This window comes from Cellulosimicrobium sp. CpK407, assembly GCF_051844275.1.
Classification (GTDB): Bacteria; Actinomycetota; Actinomycetes; order Actinomycetales; family Cellulomonadaceae; genus Cellulosimicrobium; species Cellulosimicrobium cellulans_G.
Map to the genome: position 1 here is coordinate 14,320 of NZ_JBGNYC010000021.1, position 23,806 is coordinate 38,125.

Sequence of the window (23,806 nt, forward strand, 5' to 3'; positions counted from 1 at the left end):
CCAGGGTTCCACACCCGAGTGCCCCTACGATGGCCAGCGTGTCCCAGCCGCCCGCCGACGCACACCCCGGGCCCCGGCCCGCGTCCGACGCCCCCGACGACCGCTCGGACGACGCCGCGACCCGACGACCGCCCGAGGCCGAGGCGTCCGACGCCCCAGCCGAGTCGCCGGGCGAGTCCCCGGGTGAGCACGCCGCCGAGCCCGCCGGGACCGAGCTCGACGCCGCGTCCGCCCTGACGCACCGCGAGCGCCTCCTGCTCGCGCTGCTCGGGCCGCGCCGCCTGGCCCTCGGGGCGACCGCGCACGACCGGCTGTGGGGGTGGCTCGGGGTCGCGATCGTCGCCGCGGTCGCGGCGGTGCTGCGGCTGTGGAACCTCGGCCGCCCCGGAACGCTCGTGTTCGACGAGACGTACTACGTCAAGCAGGCGTGGACGCTGCTCCAGGTCGGGTACGAGGCCGACTGGCCCGAGGAGCCCAACCCGGCGTTCGAGGCCGGGGACGTGAACTCGTTCCTCCCGACCGCCGACTACGTGGTCCATCCCCCGCTCGGCAAGTGGATGATCGCGCTCGGGATGAGGTTCTTCGGCGGGGCGGAGAACCCGTGGTCGTGGCGGATCGCGTCGGCGGTCGTCGGGGTGGTCGCCGTCGTGCTCGTGGCGCGGATCGCGCGGCGCCTGTTCGCCTCGACGGCGATGGGGATCGTCGCGGGCGCGCTCATGGCCGTGGACGGCGAGGCGATCGTGCACTCCCGCACGGGTCTGCTCGACAACATGCTCATGATCTGGGTGCTCGTCGCGTTCGGGTGCCTGCTTCTCGACCGCGAGCAGGCCCGGCGGCGGCTCGCCGACCGCTGCGGCGCGATCCTCGACGCCGGCGGGACGATCGGACGCTACGGGCCGGGCCTCGGGTGGCGGTGGTGGCGCTTCGCGGCGGCCGTCGCGCTGGGCCTCGCGTGCGGGGTCAAGTGGTCCGGGCTGTACTTCCTTGCCGTCTTCGCCGTCGTGTCGGTGCTGTGGGACGCGACGGCGCGGCGCACGGCGGGCGTCGGGCGCTGGTGGGAGGACGCGCTCGTGCGCGACGCGATCCCCGCCGCGCTCGTCATGCTCCCGACCGCGGCGCTCGCCTACCTCGGCGCGTGGACGTCGTGGTTCCGCACCCCCGGGGCGTACATGCGCCAGTGGGCGCTCGAGCACCCCGGCGAGGGCGTCCCGTGGCTCCCGCCCGCGCTGCGGTCGCTGTGGGAGTACCACCTCAAGATGTGGGACTTCCACAACGGGCTCACGTCCGAGCACACCTACGAGGCCCACCCGCTCGGGTGGATCCTCCAGTGGCGCCCCACGTCGTTCTACTGGCGCTCCTACGACCCCGGCGAGGCGGGGTGCGAGGTCGAGCGGTGCGCCCGGGCGATCACGTCGCTCGGGAACCCCGTGATCTGGTGGACGGCGGCGCTCGCGATCCTCGTCGCGCTCTGGGCGCTCGTGCGGCTCAAGGACTGGCGGGCGCTCGCCGTGCTGAGCGGCATCGTCGCGGGGTGGGCGCCGTGGTTCCTCTACGCCGAGCGGACCATCTTCACGTTCTACTCGATCGTGTTCACCCCGTGGGTCGTGCTCACGCTCGTGTACGCGATGACGCTCGCGCTCGAACGCACCGAGCACCGCCCGGTCGCGCGGGCGCGCGTGCGGGTGGGGCTCACGGTCCTGCTCACGACGATCGGCGCCGTCAGCGTGTTCTTCTACCCGATCTGGACGGCGTGGCAGGTGCCGTACTGGTTCTGGCGCCTGCACATGTGGCTGCCCACCTGGATCTGACGCGTCACCAGTCGACCTGCGCCGACTCGTGGAAGGCGATCCCCGCGCGGCGCCAGGCGTGCGCCTCGCGGGCGACGCGGCGACGGAAGCCTTCCCAGTCCTTGCGTTCCGGCGCGGTCCAGCCCACCTCCGCGACGGCGCTCAGGCGCGGCAGGAGCATGGTGAACAGCGCGTCGAGCGTCGGGATGCGCTCGGTCCACACCGCAGCCTCGACGCCCTCGATCGTGTCGGCCGGCAGACCGGGCACGACCTCCTCGGGCTCCCAGTCGTAGGAGTCGCGCGCCTCGACGAGGCCGGCCCAGTCCTGACCCAGCGCGGGATCGAAGTCCGCCGTGTACCGCATGTCGAGATAGACGCGGTTCGCCGGCGACAGGAGGATGCGCGCCCCGGCCTTCGCGGCGTCGACCAGGTACGTGAGATCCATGGGGTGCGTGTCCCAGTACTGCACGAGCGTGCCCGGGCGCAGCGGCGCCTTGGCCGCCTCCTGCCACGCGACCGGCTTCTTGCCGGCGTCGAGAATCAGGCGCTCGCACAGCTCGACGAACCGCGCGTACTCCGCGGGCTCCATCTTCAGCACCTCGTCGCCGCCGAGGTGCACGTGCTCGCCGTCGGTCGCGTGCGCCAGGTCGGTGAACACGTCGCGCAGGAACGGCTCGGTCGCGGGCAGGTCGAAGGTGAGGCGCGAGAAGCCGACCTCGATGCCGGCGTACGCCTCCGTCGCGACGCCGTCGGGCATGAGGTCGCCGTACACGTGCGTCGCCGCGTTGATGTGGCCGGGGACGTCGATCTCCGGCACGACGCGCACGAAGCGCTCCGCCGCGTGGTCCTGCAGCGCCCGGAAGTCCGCGAGGGACAGGTGCCCGCCCTTCCCGCCGGACGTGTCGCTCCCCGAGGAGAGCTTGGCGAGCTCGGGCCGGGACGGCGACTCGATGCGCCAGCCCTGGTCGTCCGTGAGGTGCAGGTGGAGCACGTTGAGCTTGTACGCCGCGGCGACGTCGATCACGGCGCGCAGCGCGTCGAGGTCGAAGAACGTCCGCGCGACGTCGACGGACAGGCCGCGCCAGGGGTAGCGCGGCGCGTCGTGCACGACGACGTGCGGCACCCGCGCAGGCACGTCGCCCGGGCCGGGGGTCTCGACGAGCTGCCGGAGCGTCTGCACCGCGTGGAACAGGCCGGCCGGCTCGGCCGCGGTCGCGGTCACGCCGCCGTCGTCGACGACGAGGCTGTACCGCTCCGGGCTCGTCGAGCCCGCGGGACCCGCCTCCGCGTCGATCCGGAGCACGACGGCGGTGGGGGCCGCGGGGCCCGTCACCGCACCCGCCGCGGCCGACGGGCCGGGGCCGCCGGACGCCGGGTCCTCGTGCGTCGCGACGACGCCGTCGAGTCCGCTCAGGAGCGTGGCGGTCAGGTCCCCGAGCCAGGGCGCGGTCCGCTCGACACCGAGCGTGTGGACCTCCAGCGCGGAGACGGGGACGTGGCCCGCGCCGGGCTCGACCTGCAGGGGCTGGGGGATGATCGAGACCATCGGGTACCTCGTCGTCTGGGGCTGGGATCGAATCGATTCGGCTTTTGCGAGCACCACACCCTAACCCGGGCCTCCTGCCCCGACCAACCGCCTCGGGGCGCACCTCGGGTCAGCGCGAGGGAGCGACGTAGCGAGGGCTCGGGTCGAGCGAGAGCACGCCCTCGACGTCGCGCGCCGGGTCGGAGGACCCGGTGGTCCACCCGCCGACCAGCCCCTGCGGCAGGCCGTCGAGCAGCACGCCCCAGTCGCGGACGCGCGCGCCGTAGCCGTCGCCGGAGGTGGACTGCAGCACGACCGCCGTCTCGCCGGACCCGAGGTCGAGGCCGGCCGCGTCGCGGATGGCGTCCGCGTCCGAGCGCTGCAGCACGACGAGCTTCTGCGGGAGCCCCGCCGTGCGCACGACCTCCCCCACCGCGTCGATCGCCGCGCCCAGCTCGGTCGCGTCGACCGTGCCGGTCGGCACGCCCCCGCCGGCGCGACGGGCGTCGACGTCGAGGGCGACCCCCACGGTCGGGCGGGCGAGGACGTCCGCGTACTCGGCCACCTGCTCGTCGAAGGTCGCGCGCCCCGGCTCGAACCGCAGGACGACGAGCACCCCCGCCGTCGCGGCGGCGTCCACGAGCGGCAGCAGCTCGTCCGCCGGGAGCTCCGTCGAGTAGTCCCGGTCCGTCCCCGCGCTCGACGACGCCCGGGTCGCGGGGACCTCGAGCACCGGGACCACGACGTCGCCCGGGGCCGCCTCGGCGTACGAGGCCGCCGCGTCCTGTGCGCGCGAGACGGCGTCGGACACCGCCCGGTCCCCCACCGCCACGAGCCCCGAGGTCACCGCGTCCGCCTCGACCGCCACGTACCGCACCCCGTCGGCGAGCACGAGCTGCGACCCGCTCGGGAGCAGGATGCCCGCCTCGGCCGTGCGCAGCCGCCACGCCAGGTCGTCCGCGGACCCGAAGCTCGCCCCGATGCCCACGACGGCGAGCGCCTTCGCCGCCGCGAGCGCGTCGACGACCTCCGCCGAGGACCGCGGGTCACCCTGCGGCACCTCGAGCGGCACCGCCCCGGCCGCGCGCGCCGTCGCGATCGCCGCGGACTGCGGGCCGCCCGCGGCGTCGAGGCTCCCCGGCTCGGTGAGTGCGAGGACCTCCGTGAGCGTCTCCGGCTCGCCGCGCTCGGGGAGCGCGTCCCGGACGTCGTCGAGGTCGTGCTGGTCGAGCGACCCGTCCGCACCGAGCGCGCCCACGTCGAGCAGGACGCGCTCGACGCCCTCGACGTCGCCCAGCGTCGCGCGCTCGGGGACCTCGCCCGCGTCGTCCTGCCCCGGGGGCGCGTCCGCCTCGCCGACCTCGACGACGGCGACCGTGCCGAGCCGGGCGAGCTCCGTGCGCAGCCCGCCGTCGGAGATGGCACCACCGACCAGGAGCACGGGCGCCGCGAGCTCGACCGCGGCGGCGGCCGCCGTGGCCCGCGCGGCCTCGTCGTCGGCGACGGCGAGGACGACCACGGGGGCGGACGTGAAGAAGGCCTGGCTGCTCGTCAGCGCGAGCTCCGCCGGGTCGACCGAGTCGAGCACGAGCACGCCGTCGCTCGGCTCCGCCGCGCGTGCGACGAGCCCGGTCTCGGCCGCGGACGGCCCGTCGGCCTTCGCGCTCTCCGCGGCACAGCCGCCGAGCGCCGTGACGGCACCGAGGCTGAGGACGACGGGGAGGGCGACAGGGACGAATCGGACCTTCCGAGAGTTCACGCCCCCATCATCGCGCATGCCCCACGCCCCGCCGACACACGGATGTGTGGGACTCGTGACGGTCGGCCCGTCGGGTGGACGGCGGACGAACCGGCGACCCGTGTTCGGGACGCGCCGCGGGCGCGCGGGACGCCGGGCGGCCTCGACCGGCATACTGGCCGGGCCCGAACCCATCGCCGAGGAGATCGCATGTCGACCCCCGACCAGCCCGACCAGAACCCGCAGCCCGGCGGGACGCCGTCCGGACCGCCCGCGTACGGCGCGCCGCAGCCCGGCCAGCCCCAGCAGCCGCCGCAGGCCCCGCAGTACGGCGCCCCGCAGGCACCCCAGTACGGCGCGCCGCAGGCGCCGCAGTACAACGCTCCGCAGGGCGGCACCCCGGGGTACTCCGCCCCGGCCCAGGACCCCGGCAAGACGATGGGCATCGTCGGCCTCGTGCTGTCGTTCCTCGGCTGCCTGTCGATCGTGGGCCTGATCCTCAGCATCATCGCCTTCAACAAGTCGAAGAAGGCCGGCTACAAGAACGGCGTCGCCCTCGCGGGCATCATCGTCGGCGCCATCATGCTGGTGATCTCGATCGTCGTCGGCATCATCATCGGCGTCACCACCTCCGCGGTCCTCGAGAAGTGCGCCGAGCTCGGTCCGGGCACGCACTTCGAGGACGGCGTCACGTACACCTGCGGCTGACGTTCACGCTGTTCGGAGGGCCGTGTCTGCTCTCCCTGCACGACGAAGGCCCCCGCCGTCCGGCGGAGGCCTTCGTCGTCCGTCAGGCGGCGTCGACGTCGACGGCGCAGCGGAACCCGAGGTGCGTCGTCGCGCTGTCGTCCGACTGCGGCGACCGGGCAGCCGGCCGGTACCGGCGGCAGTACTCGGGCGCGCACAGGTGGGATCCGCCCTTGGTGACGCGCATGACCTGCGGCGACGTCGTCGGCGCCAGGAGGTTCGGCCGTGCCCCGGCGTCCGGCCCGCGCGTGCCGGGGACGACGTGGCGCGGCGCGAACGTGTCGACCGTCCACTCCCACGTGTTGCCGATCAGGTCGAGCAGCCCGTACGCGTTCGGCTCGTACGACCCGACCGGTGACGTCCCGCCCCAGCCCTCGTTGAGATAGGGGAAACGGCCGAGCCACGTGTTCGCCATCGCCCGCCCTCCCGGCGCGAGCTCGTCGCCCCACGCGTACTCGGCCCCCTCCATCCCGCCGCGAGCGGCCCGCTCCCACTCGGCCTCCGTCGGCAGACGGCGCCCCGCCCACGCCGCGTAGGCCGACGCGTCCTCGAACGCGACGAGCACCACCGGGTGGTCCGAGCGGTCGGCGACATCGGACCCCGGCCCCTGCGGCGAGCGCCACGACGCCCCGGGCTGCCACCGCCACCACTGCCGCCAGTCGCGCAGGTCCACCGGGCCCGCCGTCGGGGTGAACACGAGACCCCCGGGCACGAGGTCCGCCGGGTCCGCTCCCGGGAAGTCGGCCGGGTCGAGCGGGCGCTCCGCGACCGTGACGTACCCCGTGTCCGCGACGAACGCCGCGTACTGCGCGTTCGTCACGGCGTGCCGCTCCAGCAGGAACGGCTCGACCGCGCGGTCGTGCACCGGCCCCTCCTCGGGGTAGTGCCGGTCGGAACCCATGCGGAACGTCCCACCAGGGACGGGGACGAGCTCGGTGAGGGCCACGCGGCCAGCATAGGGTCGCGCCGAGGGCGGCGGGCGGTCCCGCTCCCCCCTCGGCGGACGTGTCCGGCAGACGCACGCTGCCCGGGCGACAGCCGCGCGTCGGCCACGACGCCGTCCCGGCAAGGTGCCGCGAACCGAACCTCCCTTGAGCAAGCAGTGCGGTACACGGGCGGCCCGCGCGACGTGCACGGGCTGCCCCGCTCGCCTCAGCCGACCTGCTGGAACGACGGGTCGGCGGAGCGGATCGCTTCCGAGACGGTCGCCGCGAACTTCTCGGATCCCGCGAAGCTGAGAGATTTCCTGGCTCCCTGCATCGCACGTGCGAACCCGGAGTCCCCGTGGGCGACGAGCAGGACCAGGCGGTGATCACCGTTGTCGTTGATGTGCACCTGGATCGCCGAGTCTCCCCCAATCAGGCCTCGCTTCTCGGCCAGGATCGAGAAGTCGGGCGGGTCGTCGTGGGCACCTCTCGGCCGTCCCGCCCGGGGACACGTCCGGTCAGACCGTGTCCTTGCCGAGCAGCTCGGCCTCGATGCTGTCGGCGATGGTCGTCACCCTGACCAGGGGCTCGGTGATCTCGTTCGCGTCGAGGTTCCGCAGGGGCATCGTGTTGGTCACGTAGACGTACTCGCCGTCGCTCATGATCCCGCCGACGAGCATCCCGCCGACGATCTCGATGGCACGACCGACGTCGACCTCGGCGATCGTGCCGATGGGCGAGTTGACCTTCACCCAGTCCGCCCCCGTGTCGTTCGAGCCCGGGCCTCGGCCCGCCTACTCTGCGCTGGACCCGCTCGGCTGCACCGGCACGATGCTCTTCCCCGGCGACTTCCGGCCATACCCGCGCGGTCTCGAGTACCCCGACGGGTGGAGTCTCGACGACCAGAGGCGTGCGATGGCGGCTCTGAGCGATGCCTGGCGGGACCACCCGGCACAGGCCGGGCTGCTCGCCGCCGGCCGGCTCCTCGCGTCCTACGAGCGCTGCGTCTACGGCGGGTTCGACGAGGACACGCCCTTCGCCGAGATCGGAGCACCTGTCGAGGACGCGGTGCGGCGCCCGTTGCTCGTCGTCGCTGCCGAGCTCGGACGCGAGTAGAGGACGACGCCCTCGACCAGGCGCGGGAACCCGTCGTCCGGCGTCGGCGGACACGCGTCGACGGCGACGCGCGTCGCGAAGAGCTCGTCCGGGGTGACCGCGACGCGGTCGACGAGACGCACGTCGAACTCGAGGTCGGCGGCTTGGAGGTGCAGGTCGTACTCGCGGTAGCCGTGGTAGCGCAGGACGGCGACGCCGGACAGCCTCGCCTGCTCCACGTCACCGACCTCCGCGCACGCGTCCCGGCGCATGAGGGCGAGCCTGCCGACCAGCGCCCCGACGCTCGCTATCCCGGTCCGGTACTCCTGTGCACCACGGGTCGACGCGACGACCTGGGGCGGTACGACCCCTGAGCTCATCCGGAGGTAGTCGGCGAGGCTGTGCCGTGCGACGCACGCCCACCCCCCGCTGCACGCGTGCGCGTCGAACTCCTCGAGCACCCGGCCTGCGGCGTCGCGCCTGCCACCCACCCACAGGACGAAGGCGAGCACGGACGCGTCCTCGCGCCACGCCGCGGGGTCGGTGCGCGTGACGCGGTGGACGACCTCGACGGCGGCCGCGTCGTCGAGGTCGATCGACAGCCGGGTGGCCAGCGGCACGGCACCGGGTTCGTCCCCCTCGACGGACGCCAGGAGGTAGGCCCGCAGCGCCCGGCGCGCCCGCGGGGCCCGGTGCGCCTTCAGTCCTAGGTGCTCGTGCGCGCTCAGCGCTAGGTCGACGCCATGACGCGTCGCCGTGTCGAGGAACGGCTCGACCAGGTGCCGGAACGCGTACTCGGTACCGCGGTGGTCGACCACGGTCCCGAGCAGCGCCGCGTTGGCGGTCGCTCGTGCCTCCGGCCCGAGATCGGACTCCATCGCACGGTCGATCCAGACGGGCGGGCACCAGACGGACGGGAACCCGCCGACGAGTGTCGCCGCGGTCACGGGGTCGGCGTCGGCGACGTCGTCCTCGACCCGCGCGAGGAGCGCGCGTCTCGCAGCGTCGAGCACCTCCTCGCCGATCTCGGCACGCCCCCAGTCGAGCCGGGTCCACAGGAAGGTGGACCGTGCGAGCGGGACGACGTGCTCCGCCGGGAGATCGGGACTGAGCACGAGGCGTGCGACGGCCTCGCCGAGCCGGCTGTCCCGCACGTCTGCGGCCCGGGCGAGGGCGTCCCCGGCCTCCTGGAAGAGCTCGTCTAGCGTGAGCATGCCGCGGTCGGTCTTGACCATCAGCGCCTCGACGTGCCCGACGACGTCCGTTCTCATGTCCCACCTCGTGATCGCCGTCCACCGTGGCGGCCGCGCGCACCCGCCACCGCCACGGACCCGGCCGCGCGCGACCGGGTCCGGACGGGTCGGCCGGTGACTCTAGTCGCACGTGCCGTAGTACGAGCACGTGTGGGTCGAGAACCCGTTCTTCTCGGCCTCCTTGCACCACGCGCACCTCTGCGCGCCCGACTTCTCGCAAGCGTGTGCCATCCTCACCACCTCCTCCCGGGTGACTGGTCTCATCCTGTCGTGCCGTGCCCGGCGACGGGCGGTCCCTCGTTCAGCGGCGCTGAAGCACCGGGCACACGCGACCGGCGACAGCGGCCCGGGGTCGCCGACGCCGTCACCCGGGGAGCAGGCACTCGACCCGCAGCGCCCAGCCGGGCGACGGCGGGGTCGGCCGGCCGGGGCGACCGAGCATCGCCGCGACGACCGCGACCCCGGGCGGAGGTGCGCCCGGCCAGGGGGTCAGGCCGTCGGTGAAGACGCAGACCACGTCGGGGCGCGGCCGCGCCTCCGCGGCCGCCCGGATCCCGACGCGCAGGTCCGTCCCGCCGCCGCCGACCAGGGTGGCGTCGGCAGCCCTGCGGACCCGCGCGACCGCGTTCACCGCGCTGTCGCACGCGTAGACGGTCACGGCGGCCCCAGGCACGCCGATCCCGGCCAGGGCAGCGTCGACCTCGCCCATCGCCCGGCCGAGCAGGCGGTCGTCGACGCTCGCGGACGTGTCGACGACGATCGCGACGCGGGGCACGGGCCGGCGCCAGCCCGGTCGGAGGATGCCGGGCGTGCTCGACGCACGCCGGGAGGGTCGCGACCAGGTGGGTTCACGACGGCCGGCCGTCCATCCCACGGCACGGCGCACGGCACGCGCGAGGAGCGGTTCCCACGCGACCGTGGGTTCGAGGATCTCCCGGGCCCAGCGACCCGCCGCCCCGGGCCGGCGCCCCTGCTCGGCCGCCCATGCCTGGTGGTCGATCGCGACCAGTCGGCGGACGAGGCCGGCGCTCGCGGCGTCGACCCGGCCGACGTCGGCGTCCGCAGGCAGGTCCCCGGGCCGGGCGACTCCGTCGCAGCAGGACCCGCACCCGCAGGGCGGGTCGACGCCGCCCGCGTCGTGGGCGAGGCGCACCGCCGGCAGGCGGGACACGACCGCGTAGTACTCCTCGACCGAGCGACCGGCCCGCACGCCACGCAGCCGCCCGGCACGTGCCGACGCCGCCTCCCGGGCGGTGGTGCCGGGCGTCAGGTCCGGACCGAGCGTCTCCGTGACGACCACCTCGGCCGACGTGTGCCAGTGCCGTGCGTGGTCGGCACCCACCCCCGTCCCGGACGCACGGGACGCGTGGTCCATGAGCAGGTGCCACGTCAGGTGGACCAGCTCGCGGCCGATCTCGCCGACCTCGACCGTCGCCACCCACATCGGGTCGACGTAGAGACGCCACGACGCGTCGGCACTGATCCGTCCCGTGGCGTCCGACTCGACGAGCACCAGGGCGTACAGGGCGTGCGCGAGGTAGGGCAGCCCTGCCGTCCCCGTCCCGTTGCTGATCACCCACAGCTTGGCGGCGGCGACCCGGTCGGCGGTCGACAGCACCGCCATCTCAGGCGCCCGGCAGCAGGCCGGCCAGGGCCAGCACGGGAGCGAAGACCCGGAGCCCCGGGGGGAGCGCCGCGGCCGCGGGTCGGGCGCCCGGCCTCAGGAGCGCGCGTACCACGGGCACCGCGGGGTCGACGCCGACCTCGGCCGCAGCCCGACCGCACGCCTCCACGGCCGCCGTCCAGCGCGCGGCGCTCGGCCGCTGCCGCACGGCCGCGAGCACCGACTGCAGGACGACGTACGTCCGGTCGGGGCGCGACCCGGTGAACGAGAAGTCGCCGGCGAGGACGTCCTCGGGGTCGGGCAGGTCCTGCTTCCTGACGAACTCGAGGAACTCGTGGGCCACGACCGCACCCACGCACCCGGCGACGAGCAGCCGTACGACCCGCTCGGACGACCCGCGCGCCCCGGCGAACGCGGCGAGCCGTGCGGCGTAGTCCCACGTGCGCGGGGTCGGGAACGCGCGACCACGCCCCGCGGCGTCCGCAGGGACCACGGAGAGCTGCGACCCCCGCGCCCGCAGGTAGCCGGCGACCAGCACGCGCTGCCGGTCGACCTCCGCGTCGTAACCCACGGGCAGTGCGCCGACGGGTAGGGTCGGCCACCGACCGGAGACCAGGCACTCGGTGAAGACCTCCAGCGGCAGCCCCCACTCCAGGTGGACGAACCGGGACGCCGTCGGAGCCGCCAGCTCCCAGCCCGCCACGGCGACGTCGGCCGGGTTCGCCGCCGCGACGAACGACACGGTCTCGGGGAGCAAGAGGTCCCCCACCTGGTAGTGGGTGAGCGGGCGCAGCGCCGCCGCCTGGAGCGCGGGCGTCGCCGTCGAGAACTCGTCGAAGAATGCGATCGCCGGGCCGTCGTGCTCCGCGAGACGCACGGCCCAGGCCGGCGGGGCCAGGGCGACGCGATCGCCCGTCAGCAGCGGCAGGCCGGCGAGGTCGGACGGTTCGTAGTGGCTGATGATCATCGTCTCCACGTGCCAGCCGAGGTCGGCCACGGACTCGACGACCGCCGTCTTCCCCGATCCGGGCTCGCCCCAGAGCAGCACCGGGACCCGCGTGCTGACGCACGCGCCGAGCGCCTCGAGCACGTCCTCGTAGTCCTCCCGCGTCCGTAGCCCCATTAGTCTCCTCCTCGGTCCGTCGTCAGGGTGAGGTACTCGTCCAGCGTGCTGACACCACGACGGACCACGGCGAGCGTCGCCGGGCGCGACTGGAGCGCGACCAGCAGCAGTCCGACCTGCGTGCGGTCCGGACGGGCCGCGGACGCAGCCGTGAGGACCGAGTCGATCGCCGCGGAGGGCGGCACCGGACGAGCCGCTCCCCCGGCCCGCGCGGCCCGGGCGATCGCCGCAGGGCACGGCGCGCACCCGGCGTCGACCCAGCCCGCCAGCGTCGTCGCGGCGTGGGTGATCGAGACGTCGAGGAGCGCCGCGAGCACCCGCGCGTGGGGGACGCCGTACGGGCCGCCGAGCAGGGCCAGGACCGCCTCCCGGCTCGCGCCTGCGTCCAGCCATGCGCGACGGGACCCGTCGTCCTCGTCCGGCGCAGAGGTCGTCGCGGCCCAGGCGAGCGTCTCCGGCCCCAGGTCCGCGAACTGGTGGAGCCAGGCCGACGTGACCTGCCCCGTGGCCACGGCCAGGTATACCGACTCCGGCAGACGCCCGTCGATGCCGAGCTCGGCGTGGATCGCGGCCACCCGGGCCGGGTGGACGCCGGCGTCCCACAGCCGCTCCAGGCCCGGTCGCCCGACCGCGCCCACCGCCTCGGCCGACCGTCCGACCGGCCGGGCCGCCGCGTCGAACGCCGTCAGCAGCGCCGCGAGCCGTCTCTCGGGGAGGTCGTCCCGGCGCGCCCAGTGGCCGGCCTCCCGCAGGTGCTGCGCCGCGAGGCCCGCGGTGGCGTACGTGCGACCGGCGCAGGCACAGCCGCGGACGGCGTCACGCACGGCCCACGTGCCCCGACCCGCGGGCCGGACCTCCGGCGCGACGACCCGGCGGCGGCGCAACCATGCCTCGCGCAGCGCAGGGACAAGGTGGTCCGCCAGCTCGACGCACGACACGTAGCCGCCCATCGCCACGGCGATCCGCTCCAGGTCCAGGTCGTGCGGTGTGCGGACGGACCAGTCCGGGAGGATCAGCACCGGGTGCCGGCGACCCCCGCCGCGGCGCGTCGTGCGGCACGTGACCGTGAGACGCACCGGCGTACCGCCAGGGAAGGCGTCGGCGACGTCGCGGCCCTCGGTCATGCACCCACCCGGATGACGACCTTGCGGTTCTGGGCGGCCAGGACCGGGTCGAGCATGCCGTCAGGGCGGTCCTCGACGCACTCGTCGCGGTCGAACCCGAGACCGCGCGCGACGACGTCGGACTCGGGCACCCCGAGCCGGTCCGCGAGGATCGCGCGGACCGCCTCGGCCCGCTGCATCGACAGGCGCTCGCGCCCGTCCGGCGTGCCCGCCGAGCTCGTGGTCCCGACGACCTCGATCGTGCCCGGGCACGCCGCTACCCGATCCGCGGCGTCCGCGATCACCTCGGCCGAGCGCGCCGGGTCGAGGAAGGTCGCCTCGTCCGCGACGAACCCGACGACGGCGTCGGGCAGCACCGCCTCGCACGCCGCCGCTCCGGCGGCAGGCGTCGGCATCGCGGGATCCTCCTCGGGCGTGACCGCCCGCGCCGTGCGCGCCGTCGTCGGCCCGTCACCGGTCCGCGGCAGCGCGACCACGGCGACCTCGGCGCCGCACGCCTCCAGCGTGGCCCGCCAGACCTGCTCGAGCCGGTCGTGCTGGCGCGGCGACAGCGGCTCGGCCGGGGCAACCTGGTACCCGAGCCCGTACAGCTCGACGCGCGCCCCCTCGACCGACGGGCACGAGGAGGAGTCGACGACCAGCGCGGCGACGTCGGCCGGGTCGACGACCGTGGTCATCCCGTCCTCGACGGTCCGGACGACCCCGGAGTCCGTCGCACCGTTGTCCAGCGACATGACCTGGCCACCGGGCGCCAGGTCAGCCGCCAGCGCGAGCGCGGCGAGCAGGTCGACGCCGTCAGAGGTCGCGGTCGCGCCCGAGACGGCGCCGACGACCACGTTCTTCGCGGCCGTGACGTCGTCGGCCGCGACGAGCTCGTTGGACGTGTTCACGTCGGCCCGGAAGCCCGAGACGACCACCTGAGGGTTCCCCTCCACGGTCACCACGCTGATCGGCGCCGACCGCCGGATCGCCGCGTCGAGCGCGCAGTCCCACTCGGGCGGGACGCCCGGCGCCTGGGCACCGGCGTGGACCGGGACGACCAGGGCGAGCGAGCCGCCGTGGAGGCAGTCGACGTCGGGGGCGCCGGACGAGGCCGCACCGGTGGCGCACCCCGTGAGGGCCACGGCGGTGACCACGCTCAGACCGAGCACGGTCGCCGCGATACGAGGGCGAGAGACGAGTGACATGAGGTCGCCTTTCGAGCGGTGGGACCAGGCGGCGGCGCCGCCCCGACCCGGTGCGGGCCGGGGCACCGAGGCAACCACGGGACCGGGGACCGGATCGACGCCCGAGGTTCAGCACCGCTGAAGCAGGGGTGTGGTCGGGGGCCGTGCGCTCCCGGCACAGTTCATCTCGTCACGAGTCCCGAGCACGACGTCCGAGCACGAGGAGCCCACCATGACGAGCAGGACGCCTTCCCCGGCACCCCGGGCCCGTCGGTCGGTCGAGCACGCGCGGTCCTACGGGCCCCTCCTGCGGCTGGCCGACCGGATGGCTGGCCGCACCGACCGCCGTCGCGCGGCCCCCCTCGGCGTCGAGGCACGGCGCCTCCCGTGGCCCGCGCGCCTGGACGCGACCTGGCGGGAGAACGACCTCCGGCAGCTGTCGGCCACCACCGACCGGTTGGCCCCGGCGATCGACGGGCTCCACCGCGCCTTCGGCCAGGTCGAGCGCCTGGACCGGGAGCTGGCCGAGCTGGAGGCGCGTGCCGCCGTCCTCCCGGCGCCACGCTCCGGGTCCGGCGGCGGCGAGGTGCACCTGTCCGCCGAGCAGGTCGCCTCTCGTCGGGCACGCGAGCACGCCGCGGCTCGTACCGCCGCGAGCGCCCGCGCGGACCAGGTCCGGGCCCGCCGCGCGGACGCGCTCGACGAGTGCGTGCGGCTGCGGTCGCTGCTGCTCGAGGAGATCGAGCTCGCCCGCGAGGTGTCCGACCGGCTGCGCTGGTACTACACCCGCAGGCTGCAGACGTACGCCCGCGCGCTGCGCGTCGCCCCCGCCGACGGGACGACGCCGCGGCCCTCCCCCTGGGAGGCGTCGGAAGCCACGTGGACCGGACGGCCCTGCCCCTGGTTGCCGGACGGCCTGGGCGCACGCCTGCGCGACGCAGACGCCCCACCGAGCCTGACGGCCACCCCCGGTCCGGAGCAGAAGGAGCACACCGATGTTCGGTAGGAAGCGACGACCGCAGCACTCCCCGACCGCGCAGACCCTCACCCGCCGGGTCGACCTCGGCGCGCTCGCCGACCGGCGCCGCGGCACGACGACCTACGTCGAGCGCCCGGACCAGTTCTCCGCCCTGGACCACGCCGCGGCGACCGCGCCCGTGGACCGGCTCGCGGTCGTCGAGCAGGTCCGGGGGTGGGTCCACGAGGCGCTCGCGACCCGCGCGCTCGACGAGCTGACCGCCGACTTCCTCGACGCCCGCATCGACACGCTGCGGCAGGGGTGGGACCAGGCGGTGCGCCGCGAGCACGCGTCCCGGGTCGTGACGTCGGCCCTGCTGCGCGCGATGGAGCTCGAGGATCTGACGCGCGCCCAGGCCTCGGTCGCGCGGCTGCGCACCCGCGACGCCGAGCTCACCGCCTCCGTCACGGCATGGCGCGCGGTGCTGACCGGCAGCGACGCCTACGACCCGGCACGCCACGCTCGGCCCCACCGCGCGCCCACGGCACCCGCCGCCGTCGACCTGCGCGAGGCGATCGACGCGGCGACGGCTCCGTCCGTGGCGCCCCGCGCCGTGCCCGAGCCCGGCTTCGCGCCTGATCCGTTCGCCGGTCCGGAGCCGTTCCTGAGCCCCGACGACCTGTTCCACGAGCTGGAGAAGGAGAACCGCCCATGAGCACGACACCGACGGAGTCCGGGCGCGTCCACCGCCTGCGCTGGTCCGACCCGGCCCTCGCCGGGCTGGGACCCCGGTCACGGCTCGCCCCGGTCGGGCTCGTCGTCCTCGCGGTCGCGATCACGCTCGTCGACGTCCTGGTCATGTACCCGGCCGTCGCCCGGTCGATGGGCCACGACCCGGTCATGACCTGGCTCACGGCGCTGGGCCTGGGGCTGGTCGCGCTGCTCACGGCCGGCGTCTCGGGCTGGACCTGGCGCGGCGCGACCGGCAACCATCCCGGGTCCTGGGCGCCGCTCCTGCTCCCGGTCCTGCTGCTCGCCGCGTGGGCGGCGCTCGCCCTCCTGCTCATGCGTCTGCGCCTGCAGGTGTCGGACGTCGCGACGACCGTCGCCTACGAGGGCGCCGTCCCGCAACCGGCGGAGAGCGGCTTCGACGCCCTGGCGGCCGGGGTCTTCCTGGCCGTGTACGTGCTGTGCGGCCTGCTCACGTTCGGCGACCTCTACCACTGGCGCAACGACGCCTACACCGCCGGCCGGCGCGCGGTCGCCGAGCTGACGGCGTGCCAGGACGAGCTCACCGAGCACGAGGCGTCCTACCAGCACCTGCTCGCCAACCACCACAAGCGCACCGCGGAGATCGACCGCCTCGCCGCGGATGCCATCATTGCCACCACGAGCAACGCCGCCTTCGCGGCGGAGCTCGAGCAGCTCGTCCGACAGGAGATCGCCGTGGGTCTCGGGGACCCGGCGACGACCGGTATCACCAGTCCCCGGCACCCCAGCAATCCCTTCGGGCAGCGCGCCCGCGGGCGCCGTGAGGAGCAGGCGTGATCACTCTCGACGTCGTCGGACCCCGGCGCAGCCGCTGGGTCCAGCCGTTCGCGGACCTCGTCGCGCCCGCGCCGTCGTCGGACTGGTTCCGGCAGGTCGCGCACCGCCGCGTGTTCGTCTACGACCGGATCCGCCCCTACCTGACCCGGCTGACGCTGACGGCGGTCGTGGCGACGGGATACCTCGCGCTGCCGTCGGTCGCATGGTGGGCGTGGGCGCTGCTCGCCCTCCCGGTCGTACAGGGGGTGCTCGAGGTCAGGCTCGAGCCGCTCGTGCGCGCGTCGAGCGCGCGGGACGCCGCGCGGGCGCCGGTCGCCGGGCTGGACGCCGCGCTGAGCGGCGTCGCGCGCGGCGCCTACGAACGGCGCTGGCTCAACGTGACCGGGATCCTCGGCGGGGTCGCTGCCGCGGCCACCGTGCTCGGCGTCGCGTTCGGCACCACGGCGGGTGCCCCAACGGGATGGCTGAAGGTCGCCACCTTCCTGGTCGGGATCCTGTACGCGACGTCCGCCTGCGCGGGCCCGCTGCTCGAGTCGACGACGTACTCCGCGCTCTCCCGCGGGGGCACGGTGATGCGCAGTCTTCGGTGGGCAGCCTGGCCGGCGCTCGTCGTCCTCGCCGCGGTTGTCGTGGCGCTCTCCACCGCGATCGGCGCCTGGCCGGCCTCGGCCGTGCCCTACGCCTACCTCTCCTGCGGCGCCGCGGCCTACTTGGGCCTGCGCACCCGCGAGCACGACCGCGCGGTCGGCGCGGGCGGGCTCGTGGCGAAGCACGCGCAGGACGAGGCCGCGTCCCGGCTCGCCCGCGGGCTGCACGACGTGGTCAGTCCACGGGTGCGGCTCCTCGAACGGCTGATGGCCGTCGAGGAGGTCGACCCGGCCGACGCCGTCCGGCTCGCCGCCTTCGTCGAGGACTTCAAGTACCTGCACGCCAAGGCCCGCGACGGTCTGAGCATCGACGAGTCCCTGCTCCCGGACCTGCGCACGACCGTCCGCCAGGCATGCGGACCCCGCGGCGTGCAGGTGGACCTCGACCTGGACCTGCTGGTCGACGGTCCGGAAGGAGACGCGGGCACCGGCCCGCGGCGCACCACCGGCGGCGTGCCGCACAAGGTCAACAAGGACTTCGCCCGGGACGTCGTGTCCACCCTGACCCTCAACGCGGTCGACGCGTACGACGACGCCGGCACGCCACGGAGGTCGCGAACGCTCCGGATCGCGGTCCGCATGGTCGACGGCGCCGTGGTCGTCGCCGTCACGGACGCGCTCGACCTCGTGCCCGACGCCGTGTGGGAGAACCCCCGAGGGAACCTCCGGAACGTGCGCTCGACCGTGACGGACCGTGGCGGCACGCTGCGCCAGGTCCCTCGCCCGGCCGGAGGCAAGACCATCGAGGCCCGCTGGCCTGACACGTACCGCTCGCTGCTCGACATGGAGGAGGACGACCGATGACCCGGACCCGACGTGTGCTGCTCGTCGACGACCTGGAGGCCAAGGCCGACATCGTGGCGGCGGTCGTCAAGGACACCGAGGACCGGGACGCGAGCACCCGGTACGACGTCGTCCACCACAGCAGCGCGCAGCGGCTGGTACGGGCGCTCGAGGAGGGAGGGGTGGCGAGCCTGGCCGAGCTCGACGTGATCCTCGTCGACTTCAGCCTGAACACCCACCGGTACGGCGGGCTGGGTCCCGTCGTGGCGGTCGAGCACCCCGCGCCAGCCGACGGTGCGGCCGTACGGGTCGAGGAGGTCGAGCTCTCCACGGGGATCGGGGTGCTGCTCCACCTCACCCGGCTCCTCGCCACAGAGGAGTACGTCGCGGCGCGCGGCGCCCGACCCGTCACCGCGCTCTACACCTTCGTCGACCTCGACGAACCGACGTCCCGCTATTTCGCCGCCGCGGCGTGGTCGTGGTTCGGCGTCCCGGTCTTCTCCATCCGCCCCAAGGGGATGCCGGAGCAGCTGCGCAGGCTCGGGCACGCCGGCGTCGACCAGGAGAGGGTGACAGACGGTGCGCACGCTCTCGACGAGCTTCTCGAGTACTTCCGGCACGCCCGGCGCCAGCTGGGCTGGGTGACCGAGGGGCGCGGGAGCGACGCCTACCAGTGGTTGCGGGTCCTCCAGGAGAACAAGCTCTCCGAGGACGTGGAGGCCTACCGACGCATCGGGCTCATCTCGCGGGCGCTGCGGCCGAACCGACGGACCCGCGCGGTCGAGCCCGTCACCGTCGACAAGGTCCGCCAGCTCCATGACCGGCTCGTCGGTCGGCTCTACCAGCGCGTCAAGAACTTCGTGGCCTGCTACGACCAGTACCTCGTCGACGACTGGCCCCTGGGCCTCGACGGCGACCGCGCCGGGAACGAGGCCGGGTACGACCGCGACGCGGTGCGAGGGGCCCTGCGCGACGAGCTCGACCAGACCCAGGAGTTCTGGCGCGCCGAGGACGTCTCGGTGGCGCTCGACCTCTTCCGGGCCGGTCCCGGTGCTCCCGCCGGAACAGCGAGGCGATGAGGTGCTGACCGTGCTCCCCGAGGACGTCACGTTCTCCCTCCGCACCGTCCCGACCTGCGGCGGCCCGCTCCCCGTCGCCGTGGTCAGCCCCGTGAACGCGGATCGCACGTTCGTCGTCGCCTTGGGGTACGCCGCCCGGCTCGACGAGTTCGAGCTCCAGCGGTTTCGCCTGCTCGCCCCGCTGCTGCGCGCCCGCCTCGTCGTCGTCCAGACGCCCGGGCACGGAGCGGACGCCTCCCGGCTGACCCCGCGCGAGCGCTGGGCGCTCCTCGCGCGGTCGGACTTCCGTCCGGTCGCGCGGCGCATGCTCCAGGCCGCCACGACGGCGGAGCCGTCGGTCTGCTCCGCGCGCGCCGCGGTCCTGGGCTACTCCCTCGGTGCCTCGACCGGCACCGCGATCGCTTCCGTGCTGCGGGAGGGCATGGGCACGCCGGTCCCTCTGCTGGTCCTGGTCGAGCCCGTCGCCGGACGTCCGTGGCGACCGCTGGACCTCGCCGGGGCCACCCGCGCGGAGGACGGCCTGGTCGACGACGCGCTCGCCCAGAACGACGACGTCGCGGGCGCCGTCGGTCCGCCCGACCGACGACCCGAACCGAGCACGCCGGACCACCACCGGGTCGACCTGCTGCTGCTCGCCAACGCGCTGCGAGCGGGCCGGCTCGGGGCGCAGGTCGTCGCGAGCGGCGCCACCCACGTCGTCGTCGTGCGCGGCAAGGACAGCCGTCTGTCGTTGCCCGGCGCAGTCGCGGACGTCGTGGACGCGGCACGGTCCGCCGGGCGGCGCGTCGACGAGCTCACGATGCACGGGACGCACGCGCTGTGGCACTCCCTGCCGAGCGTGCGGCGTCTGGGCCGGTTCGTCGCCGACGTCGCGGAGGACCACGGGTGACCGCGTCCGACGTCGGCACAACGGCGCGCGCCCGGACGCCCGACCGGGGTCGGGCGTGGTTGCGCGGCGTGACGGTCGCCGTGCTCGTCGTCGGCGTCGTGTGCCAGCTGGTCCAGGGCACCGACCCCGCCCCCGCTCTGACCTACTACACCGTCGACTCCGCGATCCTGCTCGCCGCGACGCTGATCGTGGCGTCCGCCCGTCCGGGCTGGGCGTGGGTCGACGGCGCCCGTGGGGCCGCGACCTCGGGCGTCGTGCTCTCCGGCCTGGTGTTCGCGACCGTCATCGCGCCGGCGACGCCGACGGGGACGTGGATCCAGCCCCATGACGACGCCTGGGTCCGGGTCGCGAACGTGCTGCTGCACGGCGTCGGGCCCGTCCTCGCGACCGCCGACTACCTCGTGCGCCCACAGCGAGGGCGTCGCGGGACGTTCGGCACAGCCCTGCGCTGGTGTCTGTGGCCGCTCGTGTACTTCGCGGTCGTGCTCCCCCTCGACCTCGCGGGCCAGGCGCACGTCCCCTATCCCTTCCTCGACGTGCACGAGGCCGGGTGGACTGCCGTGCTGGGCGCCGTGGCCGGGCTCTTCGTCGTCGTGCTCGGGCTCGGCGCCGCGCTCGTCGCGCTGCACCGTCGGCTGGGACGCGGAAGCCCTGGCCACCCCGCGCGATAGCCGGCTTTCAGCACCGCTGAACACGCCGCCTCGACCGGTAACCGCGCATGGACGAGCATGTTCCCGACAGCGAGCCGAAAAGCCACGAGAGGACCGACGACATGATCATGTTCGAGCACTTTGCCCTGGTGAGTTCCCCCGCCGCCTACGTGTGCCGCGGCTGCGGCACGGAGATCGCGAACAAAGGGGCGTTCGTCCGGTGCCCCGTGTGCGGGATCGTGTGGGGCTAGCCACCCGTGTACCTCGTCGACTTCACCCTCCCGCCGCGATCGCGCGACGCGGCGCTGGCCGAGCTGAGGAGCGAGTTCGGCGTCGACCCGTCGGGGACGCCACGCTTCACGAGGGAGAAGAGAGCGTCCGCGTTCGTGCGCGCCGTCGAGCGCCACGGGGGGACAGCGTCGATCCGCACGGAGATGTCGGTCGAGCCCGCCGGAACCTCGGCCGGGGCAGCGGCGCGTCGTGACGCCGCGTCCCGCTTCACCGCCCCGTGCGGTGCGTGCGGCGGGAGCGGCACGCAGACGCTCCCGACGAGCACGACGTCGTTCCGGCCCGACGACCCGGCCCCCGCCCCGCGGGCCCCGCGCTGCACCGCGTGCGGTGGGACCGGCACCCGGCGCGGCGTCGCGGCCACCCCGCAGGACGTCGAGCAGTACTGGTCCGAACCGCGGGACGACCAGCCCGGCGAGATCCAGGCACTCATCGACCGACTGGTGGAGACCGTCCCCGAGCGTGCGCGGGCCACCGCGTTCTGGGAGCTCACGACGGCCCTCAGCAGGTTCGACACCACGGACTCGTCCGTCCGCGAGGAGACCGTCACCACGTACCGCTGGGTGCTCCGGGCGACCGGGGACCTCGTGCTGGAGGAGCGCAAGGAGGAGCTCGTCTTCGCCGAGCAGGGGAACGGGGTGTTTCCGGCCGGGAAGCTGATCCACCGCGACGACGGACGCTGGGAGCCCGTCCCCCTGACGAGCTTCGACCAGTTCCTCGTCGGGCTGGACTTCGGCGCCTACGCCGAGCACTCGACGGCGACGACCGTGACGGTGATCACCGAGCCGCGCCGTGCAGCCGACTTCAGCGCGTACGGCCGCGTCTCGCTCACGAGGTACTACCCCAAGGGGCGCGGGCTGGCCGAGAAGCTGAGAAGCCTCGTCGAGAAGGGCACCGAGGCCACCGTCGAGCGCTCGCCTGACGAGAAGGACGCTGCTGTCCCCCGTACCCGACCGGAGCGGGCACGACGATGGAACACAGGTGGTGTCCTCCTCGGTCTCGTCGGCGGATACTGGGTCAGCGCCCTCCTCACCATCCCCTTCCTCAGCGGATGGCTCTCCGAACGAGGCATCGCACTGGACGGCCCGCACGCGCTGCTTCTTCCCCTACCTGGCGCCCTGCTCGGCGTTCTGGTGACCGGGCGCCGACGGTGGCGCCTTCGTGGCGTGGTCGTCGGGGCCGTGCTCGGCGCGCTCGTCGGCTATGTCGGCTGTCGGCTGCTCCTGCCCCAGCTGCCACTCACCTCGACAAGCGATGGAGCGATGGAAGCGCTGGGCGCGACCCTCGTTTCGATCCTCGGCGTCGCTCTGGTCGGCCGCGCGCGCACGTGATTCCCGCACGGACACCGGCGGTGTCCGTGGCTCTCACCCCCTGAGAACCGTTGCGAACGCTGAAGGCCGTTGACCAGGGTCCTGGTCAACGGCCTTCGAAGGGTGGAGCTAGGGGGATTCGAACCCCCGACCTTCTCATTGCGAACGAGACGCGCTACCAACTGCGCCATAGCCCCTCAAGCGAGGAACAGACTAGCACCCCGGGGGCGGGGTCTACCAAACCGGCCGTCCCCGGGGGAGCTACTGCCCCGCAGCCCGACGGCGCGCGAGGATCTCGTTGAGGTCGAGGCCCAGCGTCTCGGTCGACGGCTTGCGCTCGTCGCCCGCCGCGGGCTCGGGTGCGCCCGACGGCGCGTCGACGGCCACGTCCGCCGCGGCGACCGGAGCGGGAGCGGCGCCTGCCCGGGCCGGCGAGACGACGTCGTCGTCCGTGAGCGGCGCGGGCTCGCGGCGCGGGGCCGTGGGCTTCATCGTGTACGTCGGCGGGGGCACGGGAACCGGGTCCCACGCACGGCCCGAGGGCACGCGGTCCTCGTCGATGCGCTCGACCTCGTCCGCGACGTCGGTCGCGACGGCCGGAGCCTCGGACGACCCGACGCGCGCAGACGCAGGCTCCTCGGAGCCGGGGTCCTCGGCCGTGGTCGTGCTCGGAGCCGTGACGCGCTCGCGCGGCGACGCCCCGAAGGGGCCTTCTCCGGAGAGCGCGGCCGCCGTGGCGTTCGCCCGCGCGAGGTCCTGGGGCGTGACGCGCGGGATCATCTGCGTGCTCACCTGGGAGCCGTGCACGGCGCGGCCGGTGACGCGGGGCCGCGCCCCCCGGGGCGCGGGCGGCGCCCCCAGGACGGTCCCGCGCGCGGCACGGGCGGCGGCGCGACGCTCGGCCAGCCACGCGGCGTCGGAGCGCTGCGCGGCGAGCACCGCCCGACGGCCCAGCACGAGCACGAGCCCGAGGAACGCCGTCGGGACCACGCCGGCCCACCACGGGAGGTACCCGAGCGCGACGACGGCCCACACCGCGACGCTCGCGAGCAGCAGCACGACCGTGAGCGCGAGACGGCGGCGCGCCGCGGCGGCGCGCCGCTCGAGGAGGGCGAGGCGGGACTGCTCGGACGCCGGCTGACGGCGTGGCGGTGCCCCGCGCGAGGGTGACGCGCTGTCGGTGCTCCCCATGGCGTGCGATCCCTCCTCCTCGTGCGTCCGGCCGTCCGGCCGGTCCTGCGTCCCCGCACCCCCGAGGAGGGTACGACCACCGTCTGCGGACGGCCCCGGGCCGATCGACGCGACGGCCGCGACGCCGTCGAGCCGCGCGTCCCAGCCGCCCGAGCCCCCGCCGCCCGGGCCGGCGACGGCCAGGACGCGCAGGGAACCGGAGAAGCGGTCGTCCGTGCGCGCCTCCAGCAGCTGCTGCCGGTGACGCACCCGGTGCGGGACGTAGAACCCGACCCACAGCAGGAACACCGCGAGCGCGACGATCCCCGAGGCCGATTCCACATCACGACCGTAGGCGAGGCGTGCGGCCACGGTC

The 23,806-nt window shown here is 74.8% G+C and carries 22 protein-coding genes and 1 tRNA gene; 11 read left to right on the plus strand and 12 right to left on the minus strand.

Annotated elements, in window-relative coordinates:
- Positions 1-29: 29 nt before the first annotated feature.
- The gene (locus tag ABWU78_RS10965; RefSeq protein WP_439158360.1) at positions 30-1,808 is read left to right on the plus strand and encodes a dolichyl-phosphate-mannose--protein mannosyltransferase; all 1,779 of its coding nucleotides are present in this window, start codon (positions 30-32) and stop codon (positions 1,806-1,808) included.
- A gap of 4 nt (positions 1,809-1,812) precedes the next feature.
- On the opposite strand, the gene ABWU78_RS10970 is transcribed toward ABWU78_RS10965, so the two are convergent.
- Both ABWU78_RS10970 and ABWU78_RS10975 read right to left on the minus strand, forming a co-directional pair.
- Complete coding sequence (locus tag ABWU78_RS10970) at positions 1,813-3,333, minus strand: family 20 glycosylhydrolase (protein WP_439158361.1); 1,521 nt, start codon at positions 3,331-3,333, stop codon at positions 1,813-1,815.
- A 109-nt stretch (positions 3,334-3,442) separates the two neighbouring features.
- A complete protein-coding gene (locus tag ABWU78_RS10975) occupies positions 3,443-5,071 on the minus strand; it encodes a hypothetical protein (protein ID WP_353708545.1) in 1,629 nt (542 codons plus the stop codon).
- A gap of 189 nt (positions 5,072-5,260) precedes the next feature.
- Between ABWU78_RS10975 and ABWU78_RS10980 the strand changes: the two genes are divergently transcribed.
- Complete coding sequence (locus tag ABWU78_RS10980; protein WP_439158362.1) at positions 5,261-5,758, plus strand: DUF4190 domain-containing protein; 498 nt, start codon at positions 5,261-5,263, stop codon at positions 5,756-5,758.
- 82 nt (positions 5,759-5,840) lie between these two features.
- On the opposite strand, the gene ABWU78_RS10985 is transcribed toward ABWU78_RS10980, so the two are convergent.
- The 8 genes from ABWU78_RS10985 to ABWU78_RS11020 all read right to left on the minus strand — a co-directional run bounded on the left by ABWU78_RS10985 (position 5,841) and on the right by ABWU78_RS11020 (position 14,129).
- Positions 5,841-6,698 (minus strand): formylglycine-generating enzyme family protein, encoded by an 858-nt coding sequence (locus tag ABWU78_RS10985; protein ID WP_439158389.1) that lies wholly within the window; start codon positions 6,696-6,698, stop codon positions 5,841-5,843.
- A gap of 251 nt (positions 6,699-6,949) precedes the next feature.
- A complete protein-coding gene (locus tag ABWU78_RS10990; protein ID WP_439158363.1) occupies positions 6,950-7,132 on the minus strand; it encodes a hypothetical protein in 183 nt (60 codons plus the stop codon).
- A gap of 109 nt (positions 7,133-7,241) precedes the next feature.
- The gene (locus tag ABWU78_RS10995; protein WP_439158364.1) at positions 7,242-7,475 is read right to left on the minus strand and encodes a hypothetical protein; all 234 of its coding nucleotides are present in this window, start codon (positions 7,473-7,475) and stop codon (positions 7,242-7,244) included.
- A gap of 255 nt (positions 7,476-7,730) precedes the next feature.
- A complete protein-coding gene (locus tag ABWU78_RS11000) occupies positions 7,731-9,089 on the minus strand; it encodes a hypothetical protein (RefSeq protein ID WP_439158365.1) in 1,359 nt (452 codons plus the stop codon).
- A 346-nt stretch (positions 9,090-9,435) separates the two neighbouring features.
- Entirely contained in the window at positions 9,436-10,689 is a 1,254-nt protein-coding gene (locus tag ABWU78_RS11005; RefSeq protein WP_439158366.1) for a vWA domain-containing protein, read from the minus strand.
- A 7-nt stretch (positions 10,690-10,696) separates the two neighbouring features.
- On the minus strand, positions 10,697-11,818 hold the full coding sequence (locus ABWU78_RS11010) for an AAA family ATPase (RefSeq protein WP_439158367.1): 1,122 nt from the start codon (positions 11,816-11,818) through the stop codon (positions 10,697-10,699).
- Complete coding sequence (locus ABWU78_RS11015) at positions 11,818-12,942, minus strand: hypothetical protein (protein WP_439158368.1); 1,125 nt, start codon at positions 12,940-12,942, stop codon at positions 11,818-11,820. The genes ABWU78_RS11010 and ABWU78_RS11015 overlap by 1 nt, the downstream gene beginning before the upstream one ends.
- Positions 12,939-14,129, minus strand: coding sequence for an OmpA family protein (locus ABWU78_RS11020; protein WP_439158369.1), 1,191 nt, complete (start codon positions 14,127-14,129; stop codon positions 12,939-12,941). The genes ABWU78_RS11015 and ABWU78_RS11020 overlap by 4 nt, the downstream gene beginning before the upstream one ends.
- Positions 14,130-14,340: 211 nt before the next feature.
- On the opposite strand from ABWU78_RS11020, the gene ABWU78_RS11025 reads away from it, so the two are divergent.
- The 9 genes from ABWU78_RS11025 (at position 14,341) to ABWU78_RS11065 (ending at position 22,281) form a co-directional block, all read left to right on the plus strand.
- Complete coding sequence (locus tag ABWU78_RS11025; protein WP_439158370.1) at positions 14,341-15,114, plus strand: hypothetical protein; 774 nt, start codon at positions 14,341-14,343, stop codon at positions 15,112-15,114.
- Entirely contained in the window at positions 15,104-15,781 is a 678-nt protein-coding gene (locus ABWU78_RS11030) for a hypothetical protein (protein WP_353708532.1), read from the plus strand. Before ABWU78_RS11025 ends, ABWU78_RS11030 begins: the two co-directional genes overlap by 11 nt.
- Positions 15,778-16,614 (plus strand): hypothetical protein, encoded by an 837-nt coding sequence (locus ABWU78_RS11035; RefSeq protein WP_439158371.1) that lies wholly within the window; start codon positions 15,778-15,780, stop codon positions 16,612-16,614. Before ABWU78_RS11030 ends, ABWU78_RS11035 begins: the two co-directional genes overlap by 4 nt.
- Positions 16,611-18,065, plus strand: coding sequence for a hypothetical protein (locus ABWU78_RS11040; protein WP_253052779.1), 1,455 nt, complete (start codon positions 16,611-16,613; stop codon positions 18,063-18,065). Before ABWU78_RS11035 ends, ABWU78_RS11040 begins: the two co-directional genes overlap by 4 nt.
- Positions 18,062-19,123, plus strand: coding sequence for a hypothetical protein (locus ABWU78_RS11045; RefSeq protein WP_439158372.1), 1,062 nt, complete (start codon positions 18,062-18,064; stop codon positions 19,121-19,123). The genes ABWU78_RS11040 and ABWU78_RS11045 overlap by 4 nt, the downstream gene beginning before the upstream one ends.
- A gap of 10 nt (positions 19,124-19,133) precedes the next feature.
- Entirely contained in the window at positions 19,134-20,012 is an 879-nt protein-coding gene (locus ABWU78_RS11050; RefSeq protein WP_439158373.1) for a hypothetical protein, read from the plus strand.
- Positions 20,009-20,683, plus strand: a complete 675-nt coding sequence (locus ABWU78_RS11055; RefSeq protein ID WP_253052773.1) for a Pr6Pr family membrane protein — start codon at positions 20,009-20,011, stop codon at positions 20,681-20,683. The genes ABWU78_RS11050 and ABWU78_RS11055 overlap by 4 nt, the downstream gene beginning before the upstream one ends.
- Before the next feature lie 101 nt (positions 20,684-20,784).
- On the plus strand, positions 20,785-20,913 hold the full coding sequence (locus ABWU78_RS11060) for a hypothetical protein (protein ID WP_353708528.1): 129 nt from the start codon (positions 20,785-20,787) through the stop codon (positions 20,911-20,913).
- A gap of 6 nt (positions 20,914-20,919) precedes the next feature.
- Positions 20,920-22,281 (plus strand): hypothetical protein, encoded by a 1,362-nt coding sequence (locus tag ABWU78_RS11065; protein WP_253052771.1) that lies wholly within the window; start codon positions 20,920-20,922, stop codon positions 22,279-22,281.
- Positions 22,282-22,384: 103 nt separating this feature from the next.
- On the opposite strand, the gene ABWU78_RS11070 is transcribed toward ABWU78_RS11065, so the two are convergent.
- Both ABWU78_RS11070 and ABWU78_RS11075 read right to left on the minus strand, forming a co-directional pair.
- Positions 22,385-22,457 (minus strand) — tRNA-Ala (locus ABWU78_RS11070).
- Between the two features lie 64 nt (positions 22,458-22,521).
- Positions 22,522-23,772: a hypothetical protein gene (locus ABWU78_RS11075; protein WP_439158374.1), complete on the minus strand. Its 1,251-nt coding sequence runs from the start codon at positions 23,770-23,772 to the stop codon at positions 22,522-22,524.
- Positions 23,773-23,806 lie beyond the last annotated feature (34 nt).